This window comes from Hungatella sp. SB206 (assembly GCF_051132295.1).
GTDB lineage: Bacteria > Bacillota > Clostridia > Lachnospirales > Lachnospiraceae > Hungatella > Hungatella effluvii.
In genome coordinates, this window is record NZ_CP096603.1 from 7274097 (window position 1) to 7289122 (window position 15026).

At 51.8% G+C, this 15026-nt stretch carries 12 protein-coding genes; 1 reads left to right on the plus strand and 11 read right to left on the minus strand.

Going from position 1 to position 15026, the window contains the following annotated elements; all coding sequences use genetic code 11:
- Positions 1 to 84: 84 nt before the first annotated feature.
- The 11 genes from M1L66_RS32690 to M1L66_RS32740 all read right to left on the minus strand — a co-directional run bounded on the left by M1L66_RS32690 (position 85) and on the right by M1L66_RS32740 (position 14359).
- Complete coding sequence (locus M1L66_RS32690) at positions 85 to 714, minus strand: YesL family protein (protein WP_434689863.1); 630 nt, start codon at positions 712 to 714, stop codon at positions 85 to 87.
- Positions 715 to 746: 32 nt separating this feature from the next.
- A complete protein-coding gene (locus M1L66_RS32695) occupies positions 747 to 1115 on the minus strand; it encodes a DUF1667 domain-containing protein (RefSeq protein WP_055660154.1) in 369 nt (122 codons plus the stop codon).
- 1 nt (position 1116) lies between these two features.
- Entirely contained in the window at positions 1117 to 2382 is a 1266-nt protein-coding gene (locus tag M1L66_RS32700) for an NAD(P)/FAD-dependent oxidoreductase (RefSeq protein WP_187024349.1), read from the minus strand.
- 13 nt (positions 2383 to 2395) lie between these two features.
- Positions 2396 to 3832: an NAD(P)/FAD-dependent oxidoreductase gene (locus M1L66_RS32705; protein ID WP_187024350.1), complete on the minus strand. Its 1437-nt coding sequence runs from the start codon at positions 3830 to 3832 to the stop codon at positions 2396 to 2398.
- Between the two features lie 203 nt (positions 3833 to 4035).
- The gene (gene glpK, locus M1L66_RS32710) at positions 4036 to 5532 is read right to left on the minus strand and encodes a glycerol kinase GlpK (protein ID WP_434689867.1); all 1497 of its coding nucleotides are present in this window, start codon (positions 5530 to 5532) and stop codon (positions 4036 to 4038) included.
- A 322-nt stretch (positions 5533 to 5854) separates the two neighbouring features.
- A complete protein-coding gene (locus tag M1L66_RS32715) occupies positions 5855 to 6847 on the minus strand; it encodes an ABC transporter ATP-binding protein (protein WP_434689869.1) in 993 nt (330 codons plus the stop codon).
- Positions 6837 to 7814, minus strand: coding sequence for an ABC transporter ATP-binding protein (locus M1L66_RS32720; RefSeq protein WP_187024353.1), 978 nt, complete (start codon positions 7812 to 7814; stop codon positions 6837 to 6839). Before M1L66_RS32720 ends, M1L66_RS32715 begins: the two co-directional genes overlap by 11 nt.
- A gap of 34 nt (positions 7815 to 7848) precedes the next feature.
- Positions 7849 to 9528 (minus strand): ABC transporter substrate-binding protein, encoded by a 1680-nt coding sequence (locus M1L66_RS32725; RefSeq protein ID WP_187024354.1) that lies wholly within the window; start codon positions 9526 to 9528, stop codon positions 7849 to 7851.
- Between the two features lie 42 nt (positions 9529 to 9570).
- Positions 9571 to 10434 carry an ABC transporter permease gene (locus M1L66_RS32730; protein WP_055660142.1) on the minus strand — a complete coding sequence of 288 codons (864 nt, stop codon included), beginning with the start codon at positions 10432 to 10434 and terminating at the stop codon, positions 9571 to 9573.
- A 12-nt stretch (positions 10435 to 10446) separates the two neighbouring features.
- Positions 10447 to 11403 (minus strand): ABC transporter permease, encoded by a 957-nt coding sequence (locus tag M1L66_RS32735; protein WP_002605251.1) that lies wholly within the window; start codon positions 11401 to 11403, stop codon positions 10447 to 10449.
- Positions 11404 to 11752: 349 nt separating this feature from the next.
- On the minus strand, positions 11753 to 14359 hold the full coding sequence (locus M1L66_RS32740; RefSeq protein ID WP_434689874.1) for a cation-translocating P-type ATPase: 2607 nt from the start codon (positions 14357 to 14359) through the stop codon (positions 11753 to 11755).
- 160 nt (positions 14360 to 14519) lie between these two features.
- On the opposite strand from M1L66_RS32740, the gene M1L66_RS32745 reads away from it, so the two are divergent.
- On the plus strand, positions 14520 to 15002 hold the full coding sequence (locus tag M1L66_RS32745) for an S-ribosylhomocysteine lyase (protein ID WP_187024356.1): 483 nt from the start codon (positions 14520 to 14522) through the stop codon (positions 15000 to 15002).
- Positions 15003 to 15026 lie beyond the last annotated feature (24 nt).

The window sequence follows — 15026 nt, forward strand, 5'->3', positions numbered from 1 at the left end:
ATTTTGCATAATTTTCTTATTTTTTCTTTTCACTTTTTATTTTCTTTTCATAAAAATTGACTTTTTTTTAACAATTTTTACCACTTACTCTTCGTCATCTTTTATGTATTTATAGAAAATAAAACGATAAAAAAATGATGCCACATAGCTGCCAAGGGCAAACCAGAACATAAAAAGCATGGGGAAGAAATACGTTACAACTGCTGTAATTCCATATATCACAAGGATTGTTACAGAAACGTGAAGATTTCCGACGGACATGACGAAAGAATCCCTTATCACCTTTCTGGTATCGACATGAAAGAAAGCGAGCAGGGGAAACAGATAAATCATTGTTAATAAATAGACAAAAATAGCGCCGATCAACAGGAAAAATGCAAAGAAGCGAACCGGCCCCAGCGGGGCGAGAAACTGGCAGCACCATAAATCAAACACCAGAAATGCCCCCACGAGGACTGCGCCGATCCAGAGAATGGTGGCCTGGCCAAAATTCTTCTTAAAGCCCTCCCGGAAGGTCTTCCAGACGTATCCCTCCTCGTCCGCCGTCAGACGAAGCGTATACTGAAACAGGGCGGTGGTCGCCGCGCCCGCAGTCACCACCGGGATGCTGAAAAGGAACCAGAAGAAACTGAGAACACAGATATCCGTCACCCTCTCCATAAATGCCCAGAACCGGTTCTCCGGATTAAAAAATCTGTTGATATTCCATCTCATATGTCTTCTGATTCCTTTCTGCTTAAGGTCTTTTATGCAATTACTGCCTCCACGTTCTTCGTCGCCACGATGGATACTCCCGTTCCGGCGCAGTCCGCTATCACCACATCACCGATCTTCACAGGGGCCGGAATCGTCACCTTACGTATCTCATCCATGCATTCGAAGATCTTACCCTTCGGTATATCATGTTCCGTCTTAACGGATACCATCTCGATGGTTCCGCCATCCACGTGAACGGAAGAGGTAACGATCCTGGTGGGGCTTAATACTTCCTTCTTTGCGTAATCGGCGCCTCTCACACACGTATTGCCGGAGACCTCCACCTCGCCTCCTTCCAGACGAACCGTCAGTGGACAGCCAAGCGGGCAGCCGATACAGATTAACTCTCTAACCTCCATTTTACTCCACCTCCGTACAAATCACAATATTTTTTAAGTCGGAGCAGCCGGAAAAGCTGTCTTTCTTTAACACGACCTGCTCCATCTCACCTGGCGCGAGGACTTTTTTCTTCTTTTTCGACACGCGCACACCGTCGTAATAGACGCTGATAAAGCGGTCCTTATAGACATCGGCCACACGGAATCTCACCGTAACCTTGTCATTCATATGATCGATATCAATCGCCTGGGGAACCGTGTAACGAACCCCGTTTTCCGCTTTCAGGTGAACGATATGACCCGTCTGCTTTTCACTTCCCGCTCCCACATACGCTGCGGCATTGGAGCCGGCCAGAGTCGCCTCCTCGGAAACGTAATCAACCAGATCATGTACATGAAGCACGTTGCCGCAGGCAAACACGCCGCTGGTATCAGTCTCCAGCTGATCATTGACATTCGGCCCCTGAGTCACCCGGTTCATGGATGCGCCGATGCCCTTGGTAAGCTCATTTTCCGGGATCAGTCCCACGGAGAGAAGAAGGGTATCGCAGCTATAGTATTCCTCTGTCCCCGGAATCGGTTTCCGGTTCTCGTCTACCTTTGCCAGGGTAATTCCGGTTACCCGCTCTTTTCCCTGGATATCAATCACGGTGTGGCTGAGCTTCAGCGGGATGCCGTAGTCGTCGAGACACTGAACGATATTTCTCTTTAAACCGCCGGAATAAGGCATCAGCTCCGCAACGACCTTCACCTTTGCACCTTCCAGCGTCATTCTTCTTGCCATAATGAGTCCGATATCGCCGGAACCCAGAATCACGACCTCACGGCCCACGCTGAAGCCCTCGATGTTCATGAGGCGCTGCGCCGTGCCCGCCGAATAGATTCCCGCCGGACGGTAACCCGGGATGTTTAAGGCGCCGCGCGGACGTTCCCGGCAGCCCATGGCCAGGATGATGGCCTTAGCCTTGATTACATGCAATCCGTCTTCCCGGTTGATGACAGTGATTTCCTTCTCTTTATTGATATCAATGACCATGGTATTTAATTTGTAGGGGATCTTCTCCTCTTTTACCATGTCAATATAGCGTGCCGCATACTCCGGTCCGGTCAGCTCTTCCTTAAACGTGTGAAGTCCGAATCCGTTGTGGATACACTGGTTTAAGATACCTCCCAGGCAGCTGTCCCTCTCCAGAATCAGGATATCTTCCGCTCCTGCCCGTTTTGCGGCAACCGCTGCCGCCAGCCCGGCCGGGCCGCCTCCGATGATTACGATATCATGTTGTGTCATATCATTCTCCCCCTTATTTCTGACCGGTCAGCATATTGGATCCGGGCGCATTTTTGCAGACTTCTTCCATTGTAATTCCAAGCTCTCGGGACAGGATCTCCATGGTCCTCGGCGTACAAAAGCCGGCCTGGCATCTTCCCATGCCCTGTCTGACCCTGCGCTTCACGCCGTCCAGCGACACCGCTCCCAGCGTTCTTCTTATGGAATCAATGATCTCACCTTCACTGACCCCTTCACAGCGGCAGATGATCGTGCCGTATTCCGGTCTCTGACGGATCAGCTCCGCCCTCTCTTCCACGCTCATCTTCTCCGGACGGACAATGCCCCTGCGCTCCCGCTTCCAGTCCTTCTTCTGAACGGCTCCCGCCTTGCCGGCTACAAGCTCTGCCAGATAGACGCCGATGGCCGGTGCACTGGTAAGACCCGGAGATTCGATGCCTGCCGCGTCGAAGAACCCCGGTGCATCCTCCGCTTCACCGATAATAAAATCATCGCCATCCTCATGGGCCCGGAGACCGGAGAAAGATGTAATGACCTGACGGAACGGAACGTTCTTTACGCCGATGGAAGACTTCTCTATGACAAATGCCAGCTCTTCCGCCGTTGTGGCGCTGCCTTCCTTATCCTCGATATCCACAGCGGTCGGTCCGGTAAGCAGGTTGCCATGAACCGTCGGTGATACCAGAACTCCCTTTCCCAATTTACCCGGAAGCTGGAAAATGGTATGGCTCACATGGCCGCCCGCTTCTTTGTCCAGCAGGCAGTAGTCGCCCTTACGCGGGGTAATATGTATCTTATTGCCGCTGACCATGTTGTGGAAGCGGTCCGCGTAAACGCCTGCGGCATTGATAATATATTTCGTCGTTATGGCTCCCTTTCCTGTCTCCAGGATGTAGCCTTCTCCGTCTTTCTTAATCTCATTTACTTCAGTCAGAAATTTGAATTCCACTCCGTTGTCCGCTGCGTTTTCGGCCAGCGCGATGGTAAGGCCAAAGGGGCAGACAATTCCTCCGGTCGGTGCGTAGAGTGCCGCCACCACGGTATCTGTCACGTTAGGTTCCATCTTTCTGACTTCATCGCCGGAGATAATCTCCAGTCCCTGGACCCCATTGCGTTTTCCCTTTTCCAGGAGCTCTTTAAGCGCCGGGAGATCGTCGTTTGAGAAGCAGAGAACGAGAGAACCATTTCTCACGTAGTCAAAATCCAGTTCCTTCGAGAGCGGTTCCATCATCTGGCTTCCCTGTACATTGAATTTCGCCTTTAAGGAGCCTGGCGTGGCATCATGCCCGGCGTGAGCGATGGCGCTGTTGGCTTTCGACGTTCCCGAGCACACATCCTCTTCCTTTTCCAGTACACAGACCGACAGCTCGTAGCGGGACAGTTCCCTGGCTACCGCGCATCCGGTTACCCCGCCGCCAATGATGACCGCATCGTAATTCAAACTTTCCATTTTCATTCCTCCTGTTTGATCCTCTCGTTCCTGTGAAACGAAGCGTTTTGCGGAGTAAGAACCTTTTCCTTCTACGCAAAAAGAGTAAGGGAAACAAACGGATTACCTCCGTCTATCTACCTTACTCTGTCGTCTCAAGGTTTCATATTTAGTTTCATGCTATCACACCCGGTGACCGGTGTCAAGTACAAATGCTTCTTACTTTACTCTTCCTCTGCCCAGCACAGCGCACACTTGATCGCCCGCTTCCAGCCCTTTACGAGGCGGCGGCGCTGTTCCTCCTCCATGCCGCTCTCAAACGCCCTGGACACCTTCCAGTTCTTTCTGATCTCTTCCTTGTCCTTCCAGTAACCCACGGCAAGACCCGCCAGACAGGCAGCTCCCAGCGCGGTGGTCTCGATACAGTCCGGACGGATAATGGCGGTATTTAAAAGGTCTGCCTGGAACTGCATCAGGAAGTTATTGGCGCAGGCGCCGCCGTCTACCCGAAGCTGTCTTAAGCAGATACCGGAATCCTGCTGCATGGCCTCGATTAAGTCGTACACCTGGTATGCCATGGATTCCACGGTGGCACGGATAAACTGCTCCTTGCTGGTACCGCGGGTCACCCCTACGATGGTCCCCCTGGCATACTGGTCCCAATAGGGCGCTCCCAGACCGGCAAAAGCAGGCACCACATAGACGCCGCCCGTATCGGCTACCGCAGTACAGTATTCCTCCGTCTGCGGCGCGCTTCTCACCATACGCATCTCGTCTCTCAGCCACTGTACCGCGGCTCCCGCCACGAAGACACTGCCCTCCAGCGCGTAACGCACCTCGTTCCCGTCGCTGGCCGCAATGGTGGTAAGAAGGCCATTCTGTGAGTGGACTGCTTTTTCCCCTGTATTCATAAGCAGGAAGCATCCGGTTCCATATGTATTCTTCACTTCGCCCTCGTCAAAACAGCACTGGCCGAACAGCGCCGCCTGCTGATCTCCGGCCGCTCCGGCGATCGGAATCTTTCCGCCCATCACATCGGAGGATGTATAGCCATAAACGCAGCTGGAAGGCTTCACATCCGGAAGCATGCACCTGGGAATTCCGAAATACTCCAGAATCTCGTCATCCCAGCATCTCCTGTGAATGTCAAACAGCATGGTTCTCGATGCGTTCGTATAATCGGTCACATGGATACAGCCCTTGGTCAGGTTCCAGATCAGCCACGTATCCACGGTTCCAAACAGCAGCTCTGCCCGCTCTGCCCGTTCCCTGGCGCCTTCCACGTGATCTAAGATCCATTCGATCTTGCTTCCCGAAAAATAGGCATCCGGAATCAGGCCGGTCTTCTCCCGAATCCGGTTCGCAAGCTCATCTTTTTTCAATTCTTCAATGCGGTCCGCCGTCCTGCGGCACTGCCACACGATGGCGTTGTAAACCGGTTCTCCGGTCTCCTTATCCCATACGATGGTCGTCTCACGCTGATTCGTGATGCCGATGGCTGCAATGTCGCTGTAATGCGCCCCTATTTTCCCCATCGCCTCCATGGTTACGGACAACTGGGATGACCAGATCTCCATCGGATTATGCTCCACCCAGCCCGGCTGCGGAAAGATCTGTGTAAACTCCTTCTGCGCCACGCTGCAGATCGTTCCCTGCTCATCAAACAGGATACATCTGGAGCTTGTCGTCCCCTGGTCCAATGCAATGACATACTTCCCCATGTTTCTTCTCCCTTCTGGTAACGCGCCCCCGCACACTCTGCGCACAGGTTGCTGTAATAATAAATGGCAGCCGTCACGGCCGTTTCTGAGATGACCGCCTGGTCCCCGTATAACGGACGGCCATATCCCCGCGGCTTTTCCCGTTTAAGGAGCATGCAGCACCCAAACAGCATGCAGCACCCAAACAGCGTGCAGCACCTGATAAACAAGGAAAGAGCCGGCAAAACAACGGGGTTTACAGCCCCGTGTGTTTAACCTGCTCTGTCATCTCTAAGGTTTCTATATAAACTATGATTATAGTACCACCGGGTTAGGGCTTATGTCAAGAAAAACCTTCTTTCAGCGGAAAGTGACACGCCACACTATGGCCGCCGCCCATATCTCTTAATGCCGGAACCTCTTCCCGGCACCGGTTTGTCGCATAGGGACAGCGGGTGTGGAACTTACAACCGGAAGGCGGATTATAGGCGCTGGGAACGTCTCCCTCCAATATAATGCGGTTGCGCTTTCTGTTGGCGTCCGGAATGGGTATGGCGGAGAGCAGCGCCCTGGTATAGGGATGGAGCGGCGCTCCGTATAAATCCTGCTTGTCAGCGATCTCAACCACACTTCCCAGATACATAACCGCCACACGGTCGCTGACGTGGCGAACCACGCTCAAATCGTGGGATATAAATAAATAGGTGAGATTCCTCTTCTGCTGCATCTTTTTCATCAGGTTCAGCACCTGCGCCCGCACAGACACGTCGAGGGCCGATACCGCCTCGTCGCAGACCACGAACTCCGGATTCAGGATCAGAGCCCTGGCTATGCCGATTCTCTGACGCTGGCCTCCTGAGAATTCATGAGGAAAACGGTTCAAATACTGTTTGTCCAGTCCCACATCGTTTAAGATGGATATGACCATCTCCTTCCGCTCTGCGGCGCTTCCGATCCCGTAGACCTCCAGAGGGGCGCTGACCAGATCATACACCGTCATTCGCGGATTCAGCGAGCTGTAGGGATCCTGGAAGATGATCTGCATCCGCTTGCGCATCTCCCACATCTGCTTCTTGTCATAGGCGGCAATGTCTTCCCCGTTGTAAATCACCTGACCGGAGGTCATGGGAATCAGCTTTAAGATCGTTCTGCCGAGAGTGGATTTTCCGCAGCCGGATTCACCGACCAGACCGAGCGTCTCGCCCTTGTGAATCTTCAGGTTGATATCGTCGACCGCCTTTACCACCGGGGGATTTAAGTTAAACAGCCCCTTTTTCCCGCTAAAATATTTTCTCAAATCTTTCGTTTCCAGTAAAACCTGATTCTCACTTCTCATAGTTATCACCCTCATATCTAAAGCAGCTCACCTTCGCACCGCCTGCCTCATAGATTCCCGGCTGTTCCTTCACACACCGCTCATCCGCATAAGGGCATCTTGGGCTGAAACGGCAGCCGACCGGCATCTGTCCTGGCCCGGGCACCGTTCCCTCTATGGTGTTCAGTTCCTCCACATCCTCTTCCAAAGGCGGTATGGAGCTTAAAAGCCCCTTTGTATACGGATGCTTGGGGGTATTGAATATCTCTTTCACCGATCCGTATTCCACAACCTTGCCCGCGTAAAGAACCAGGATGTTATCCGCGGTCTCGGCCACTACGCCCATGTCATGGGTGATGAGAATGACCGCCGTATCCATCTTCTGCCTTAAATCCAGCATAAGCTCCAGAATCTGAGCCTGAATCGTCACGTCAAGCGCCGTGGTCGGCTCGTCCGCGATCAGAAGCTTGGGCGCACAGGACACGGCCATGGCGATCATGACCCTCTGGCGCATACCGCCGGAGAGCTGGTGAGGATACTCCTTCAGCCGCTTTTCCGGCGCCGAGATTCCTACCTTTTTCAGAACCTCGACCGCCTCCTTTCTGGCGTCCTTTTTGTTGAAGCCCTGGTGAATCACCAGAGGCTCGATCAGCTGGTCGCCGATGGTCAGAGTCGGATTGAGCGCCGTCATCGGGTCCTGGAAAATCATGGCAATTTCATTGCCCCGGATCTTACACATATCATCTTCAGACAGGGAGAGCAGTTCCCTGCCTTCCAGCTTAACACTTCCCTGGGATATCCGGGCGTTCGTTCCTAAAAGCCGCAGGATCGACAAACTGGTTACGCTCTTACCGCAGCCCGATTCTCCCACGATTCCCAGTATCTCGCCTTTTCCAACCGAAAAGCTGATGCCGTCAACCGCTGTATTAATTCCTTTTTTTGTATTAAACTGGACTGATAAATTGTCCACCGTAAGCAATGAATCCATAAATTTTCCCTCTTAACTTTTATTCTGCGATTTTTTACTGTATATCCCAGTTCCAGGCCGACCAGTTCAGGGAATCGAAATTCTCTGCGTTGATGCCTGTGATTCTCTTGTTATGAACAGTTAATGTATTCTTTGTATACAGATAAGCCATAGCGGAACGCTCTTTAACCATCACCTGATACTCATCGAAATATGGTTTTCTGGCTTCGAAGGTCAGCTCTGCATTGCCCTTGTCAATCAAGTCAGTCATCTCGGTATCTCTTAACTGGCAGAAGTTGACGGAACTTTCCGGATGAATCATCTCACGGCTCTCGCTCGGGTCTAAGGTACCGCCGGAACCAATGGTTCCCATATCGTGCTTGCCGTCTAACATGTTGCTCATAAGGGTCGGGAAGTCCACCTGTTCAATCTGAACCTTAACTCCAACCTTCTGTAAATCCTGTACGATCAGGGCCGCTGTACGCTCGGTAATACTATTGCCTGCCGCAATATAGAAAGTCAGCGTCTGATCAAAGGGGAACTTCGCTTCTTCCAGCATGGTCTTTGCCTTGTCAGGATCGTACCATACAGTCACATCCTTGTTGTAATACGGACTCATCGGCGCAATCGGAGTTACAATCTGCTCGCCTTGGCCCTGTAACAGAGCGTCCACAAGAACCTGTCGGTTAATCGCCATACTCAGGGCCTGGCGTACTTCCTGTGTCAGATACGGCTTCTGGGTATTAAAGATCAACGTGGTATAGGAGGTCGTCGGTATGGACTCCGCAACCAGGTTTTCCTGTTCATTGGCCAGATCCCAGTCATCGATCAAAATGGAGCCATAGCCAATTAAATCTAAGTCTCCATTGATCAGACCTGCCAGCATGGATGCAGAATCCGTCACACGGATTACGAGGCGGTCAATCTTAGGTGCACCTAAATGGTAGTTTGGATTCTTTACAAATTCCATTCTTTCCCCGTTGATCTCGCTGTCATAGATAAATGGACCGGAGCCTACAGGCTTTGCCCATAAATCAGGGGAGTTAATCTCCTGTGCGGTCTTGCCTTCAAAAATATGCTTCGGAATAATGAATACCGTATCAATGTCCTGAAGGAATGTATCCACGAACATGGAACTCTTTAAATTAAAGGTCACCTCATGATCACCATTGGCGGTTACTTCAATGGAATCCTCGGAAAGCTCCGCACCGGAATCGTCAACACCGGCAATATACTGCAGGTGGTAACGGCTCTTGGCATCCACGCTGGGATCGGAATACATCTGATAGCTGAAGACTACATCCGCCGCTGTAACAGGTTCTCCATCCGACCACACGGCATTATCATATAATTCAAAGGTTACTGCGCTGGAATCATCATTCACCGTCCAGGATTTTGCCAGACGTCCCTCATACGTTCCATCTGCCCTGGACTGTGTCAGACGGTCATAGATCTGGTCACAGATCATACGGGTATAATTGCTGGTAGTGTTCATGGGCATCATGGTATCCCATGCGGTGCTAACCGCAGCCGTGATCACCTTCTCACCCGCTGCCGCACCTGTTGACCCCTGTGCTGCGGTGGTTTCTCCCGCCGCCTGAGTGGTTCCGGAATTTCCTGCTGCCGTTGTACCGTTGTCAGCACTCTTGCCGCCGCAGGCGCTCAGCCCCAATACCATGGCCCCCGCCATGACGATGGCTGTCAATCTTGTTATTTTACTCTTACTCTTTCTCATAGAGTCCTCCTTTTATGTGTAGATATAACATTATTACCTTTTTTAAATTTTGATCTTCGGATCCAGAGCATCCCGGATTCCGTCTCCCAGGAAATTGATGCTGAGTACCGTAATAAGCAGCGCAATTCCCGGCGGCATCCAGATCCAGAGCCGTTTGGAAAGAACCGTAATCGACTGGGCGTCATAAAGCATATTGCCCCAGCTGGCTCCCGGCGGCTGTACGCCCATTCCAAGGAAGCTTAAAGATGATTCCATTAAGATCGCGCTGGCCATCTGAAAGGTGATGGCGATCAGAATCGGAGCAAAGGAGTTCGGCAAAATGTACTTCGTAATAATCTTATAATTGGAAGTACCGATCGCCCTCGCAGACTCCACATATTCCTTTTCCGAGACGGAAAGCACATTGGCATAGATCAGCCTGGCAAACTGGGTCCAGCCCAGCACGCCGATTACGATGGTAACCGACCAGATGGACGGTCCGATCACCGCCACCAGCACCAGGATCAAGACAATTGATGGGAAGGACATGAAGATATCTGCCACACGCATAATGGCGATCTCCGCCTTGCCCCTGAAGTAACCTGCGATCAGTCCCAGCGGGACGCCGATGGCGCAGCTGATAATGGTGGACAATAAGCCTACCAGAAGGGAGGTTCTGCCTCCGTAAACCAGTCTGGCAAAGATATCGCGCCCGATGGCATCCGTGCCGAGAATATGGAGACCGCTCGGCGCCGCGGAAAATGCCGTATAATCCGAATCGTAAGGATTTAAATGCATGATAAACGGAAGCACCACCACAAGAATAATCTCCAGAGTGATGACAAAAAGTCCAACCATGGCCATCTTGTGCTCCGTCAGTTTGCTAAGTACCTCGGAAAGGTAGCTTTCATTCTCTCTTTTTTTCATTCGTCTACCCTCCTATTTATAGCTGATACGCGGATCTAAAAGCCCGTAGGCCACATCGGTTAAGATATTGGCGATCAGAACCGCCGCCGCAATCATGACGGTGATTCCCATAATAACCGGATAATCCCGGCCATTAATGGCGGTAACCATCAAAGACCCGACACCTGGCCATCCGAATACCTGCTCCGTAATTACGGCGCCGCCGACCAGCGATGGGATGGACATACCCACCACCGTGATTACCGGAATCAATGCATTTTTCAATCCATGTTTGTAGATAACGCCCCATTTTTTCAGACCCTTAGATCGAGCGGTCCTGATATAGTCCTCCTGCATGACCTCCAGCATACTGCTGCGCATGTGGCGGACCCACCCGCCGATCTGCTGGAAGGACAACACAAGACAGGGCATGATCATATGGCGCATCAGTGCCGCTCCTGATTTCACTCCCGCCGAATCGTACATTCCTCCTGAGGGAAGAATCTTGAATACGATGGCAAACAGATAGATAAACACCAGACCCACAAAGAAGTTCGGAGTCGCCATCATTAAGAGCGAAATACCGCCCGAAACGTAATCTCTCTTTGAATTCGGTTTGGATGCCGCGTAAATTCCCAGGGGAATCGCTACAATCAGAGACAGCAGAATCGATGCTCCTGCCAGACATGCCGTAGCCGGAAGACGCTCTCCGATCATGGCTGCCACCGGTCTCTGGGTGCTGTAGGAGAAGCCCAAGTCCCCATGAAGCAGCAGATTCAGCCAGCTGAAATACTGGATGACCACAGGCTTGTCAAGCCCGAGGGCGATCCGTTTTCGTTCCAGTTCCGCAGGAGATATCTTGGGATCCGCAAGAAGTGCGTCCAGAGGTGATCCGGGGGCCAGATTCAGAATAAAATAGGCCAGCACCGTAATCCCTAAAAAAGTAGGTATGGCAATCAGAAGCCGTTTTGCTATGTATTTCCACTTCATCTTCTCTTGTCCTTTCGTAATCCTGTCACGAAATCTTCATTTTACCGGGACCACCGCGCATAACGGCCCCTTCTCCTCCCCCGGACTGTCCGTTCCTGAAGGTTGAATAACCACGTTACAGAATAAAACTATAATAGTATTATCGTATCGCATTTTGTGTTTTTTCTCAAGTAGTTTCTAATATTTACAGTTATCTCCCGAAAAAGGGTGATATGAGCATTTCTGGCATTGGAAACCAGCGGATTTTGGTACTACTTTGCCGCAGAAAGGCGTTCCGAAACCAATTTCCGGAACGCCTGTTATTTTTTAAAGCACAGCCGCTTAATAAGTATACATCAGATTCCCGACTTTACCGCATACTCTCCCGCACCGTCTTAAACGCCTGGATCACCAGTGTCGGCACCACCGCAAATATAACAATGGTGAGCAGCTGTCTCACCGATAGATCAGCTACGGAGAACAGGGTCTGAAGCCCAGGCACAAACAGAACCGCGGCCAGAAGCACCACCCCCGCCTCAAACGCCATGATACTGTATAAATTGCTCATCAGGCCAATCTTAAAGATGGAGTGAGAGCTGCGGCAGTTGAAGCCATGGAACAGTCTCGCCAGGGTCAGGGTGGAAAACGCCATGGTACTGGCCGCTGCCTCGCTGCCCGTGGCCAGGCCGGTATGATAGGCGGTCATCGTGCAGACTGCTATGAGCGCCCCCTGGAGGAGAATCTGAAGGATGAACCGTTTCGTCAGAATTCCTTCCTTCGGATTTCTCGGTTTTTTCGTCAGAAGCCCCGGTTCCGCTTTCTCCATACCGATGGCAATGGCCGGAAGGGAATCCGTCACCAGATTGATAAACAGGAGGTGCACCGGCGCAAATGGTGTCGGCAGCGCCATCAGGGATGTATACAAGACGCTTAAAATCCCCGCCATGTTGCCGGACAGCAGGAATTTGATTGCATTTCGGATATTGCGGTATACATTTCGGCCGTTGGCTACGGCCTTGATAATAGTAGCAAAATTATCATCCGTCAGGATCATGGAAGCCGCGTCTTTTGAGACCTCCGTTCCCATCTTTCCCATGGCCACGCCGATGTCGGCCTTCTTAAGAGCGGGCGCGTCATTGACGCCATCTCCCGTCATGGCCACAATATGGCCCTTTCGCTGCCATGCGCTGACGATTCTGATCTTATGCTCCGGGGATACCCGGGCGTACACGTTGATCCGTTCCAGATTCCGGTCCAGCTCCTCATCCGCCATGTCGTCCAGCTCAGGACCGCTCACGGCGATTCCGCCTTCGTTTAATATTCCGATCTTCTCCGCAATGGCCGCCGCCGTGATCTTATGATCCCCCGTAATCATGACCGGCCTGATTCCGGCACGTCTGGCATTTAAGACTGCATTTTTCGATTCCGGTCTAGGCGGGTCCATCATCGCTGTCATTCCTAAAAATATGTATCCGGATTCCGACTTCTCCGTCAGAATCTCTTTTTCTTCCATTTTTTTGTATACAAAGGTGAGAACGCGCAGCCCCTGCCGTGAAAAATCGAGATTTTGCGCGTTGATCCGCTGGCGGTCATTTTCCCGCATCACGCGGACGCCTTCTCCTGTCAGGATCGATTCACAGCGAGGAAGCAGAATATCCAGGGCTCCCTTGGTAAACATCACCCGCACGCCGTCAATGCGGTGCACGGTAGTCATCAGCTTCCGGTCAGAGTCAAACGGAAGTTCTCCGATTCTCGGCATGGAATGCCTCAGCTCTGTTTCCTGGATTCCGAGTTTCCGCCCCATAACGACGAGGGCCGCTTCCGTTGGATCACCCAGCATTTTCCCGTCCGCGCAGGAAGCATCATTCGTCAGGACCGCATCATAAAGCAGATACCGCTGAACCAGATTTTCCAGGCTGAGATTTTCTGGCGGATAGAGGCGGTTGTTTACATAAACTTCCTCCACCGTCATTCTGTTCTGTGTCAGGGTTCCCGTCTTGTCGGAGCAGATAACCGAGACGCATCCCAGGCTCTCCACGGCCTTTAAGTCCTTGATAATCGCGTGTTCCTTCGCCATTTTCTGCGTTCCCATGGCCTGCACGATGGTGACAATGGAGCTGAGCGCCTCCGGTATGGCCGCCACCGCCAGCGCCACCGCAAACATCAGCGAATCCAGCACCGGCATCTTCCGGTAAATGCTGAGTCCGAATACAAGAGCGCAGATGATCAGGATTCCCGCCGCCAGATGGCTGCCGAACTGATCCAGACTGATCTGAAGCGGCGTCTTTTTCTCCCCTGTGCTGTTCATCAGCGCGGCGATTCTTCCGATCTCTGTGTTCATGCCGGTGCCGGTAACCAGAACGGTGCCGCGCCCCGCTGCCACCAGAGAGCCGGAAAATACCATATTGTGCTGTTCTGCCAGCGCTACCTTTTCAGTCCTGATCTTTCCTGTCTTCTTTTCCACATTGATGGATTCTCCCGTCAGGGAACTCTCGTTCACTAACAGGGAATACGTCTCCAGGAGACGCCCGTCTGCCGCCACCATATCCCCGGCCTCCAACAGGAGAATATCTCCCGGCACCACGTCGGAGGACAGAATCTCCTGCCTCCGGCCGTCACGAAGGATCCCCGCCATGGGCGCGGAGAGGGATTTTAAACTGTCTAAAGACTTTTCTGCTTTCTGGTGTTCTACGGTGCCCAGAACCGCATTTAAAAGGAGCACCGCGAATATGACTGCGGTGCTCTCCACATCTCCCGATATCATGGAGATGACTGCCGCTATGATTAAAATGATGACCAGAAGATCCTTAAACTGGTCCAGAAATACCTGGAGGGCACTCCGTTTTTCCCCCGCCCGAAGGGCATTCGGCCCAAATTCCTCCTTCCGCACTGCTGCTTCCCGGGAAGAAAGCCCGGATCTCGCCGCCTCTAAGCGCCCCAGTGCTTCTTCTTCTGATAAATGAAACCATTCTTCCATGCTGACGCTCCTTCCCCATCTCTCCTACTATGGTATGAGTTAAAAATTGCTTTTCATGCATGAAATTTGTTAAAAGCGGACAGCTGCCCTTCCATTTCCCGTTTCCATCCGTTATACTGATACAGGCAAGTATTTATGAACTGCTGAAAGGAGACGTTTTATGGATAAAATAACGAGCTTTACCATCAATCATTTAAAACTTCTTCCGGGCATCTATGTCTCGAGGAAAGATACCGTCGGCGGCCATACCGTCACGACCTTTGATTTACGTATGACCCAGCCGAATTATGAGCCGGTTATCAATACCGCTGAAATTCATACCATAGAACATTTGGGCGCAACATTTTTAAGGAATCACGCGGAGTACAGCTCCCGTGTCCTCTATTTCGGCCCCATGGGCTGCCGCACCGGTTTCTACCTGCTCCTGTCCGGGGATTATGAGTCAAAGGACATCGTCCCGCTCATGACAGAGCTTTTCGAGTTCATCCGCGATTTTGAAGGCGAGGTCCCCGGGGCCGCTGCCAGAGACTGCGGAAACTACCTCGATATGAATCTGGGGATGGCGAAGTATATCGCGGGTAAATACCTGGATCAGGTTTTATATGGCATTGATGAGAAGCATCTTGTGTATCCGGAAGACTAAAAAAGTCAGAAAGAAGAGCAGGCT

Coding starts and splice junctions, on each gene's coding strand:
- M1L66_RS32690 (WP_434689863.1), bottom strand. CDS start 714: ATGAGATGGAATATCAACAGATTTTTTAATCCGGAGAACCGGTTCTGG.
- M1L66_RS32695 (WP_055660154.1), bottom strand. CDS start 1,115: ATGGAGGTTAGAGAGTTAATCTGTATCGGCTGCCCGCTTGGCTGTCCA.
- M1L66_RS32700 (WP_187024349.1), bottom strand. CDS start 2,382: ATGACACAACATGATATCGTAATCATCGGAGGCGGCCCGGCCGGGCTG.
- M1L66_RS32705 (WP_187024350.1), bottom strand. CDS start 3,832: ATGGAAAGTTTGAATTACGATGCGGTCATCATTGGCGGCGGGGTAACC.
- glpK (WP_434689867.1), bottom strand. CDS start 5,532: ATGGGGAAGTATGTCATTGCATTGGACCAGGGGACGACAAGCTCCAGA.
- M1L66_RS32715 (WP_434689869.1), bottom strand. CDS start 6,847: ATGAGAAGTGAGAATCAGGTTTTACTGGAAACGAAAGATTTGAGAAAA.
- M1L66_RS32720 (WP_187024353.1), bottom strand. CDS start 7,814: ATGGATTCATTGCTTACGGTGGACAATTTATCAGTCCAGTTTAATACA.
- M1L66_RS32725 (WP_187024354.1), bottom strand. CDS start 9,528: ATGAGAAAGAGTAAGAGTAAAATAACAAGATTGACAGCCATCGTCATG.
- M1L66_RS32730 (WP_055660142.1), bottom strand. CDS start 10,434: ATGAAAAAAAGAGAGAATGAAAGCTACCTTTCCGAGGTACTTAGCAAA.
- M1L66_RS32735 (WP_002605251.1), bottom strand. CDS start 11,403: ATGAAGTGGAAATACATAGCAAAACGGCTTCTGATTGCCATACCTACT.
- M1L66_RS32740 (WP_434689874.1), bottom strand. CDS start 14,359: ATGGAAGAATGGTTTCATTTATCAGAAGAAGAAGCACTGGGGCGCTTA.
- M1L66_RS32745 (WP_187024356.1), top strand. CDS start 14,520: ATGGATAAAATAACGAGCTTTACCATCAATCATTTAAAACTTCTTCCG.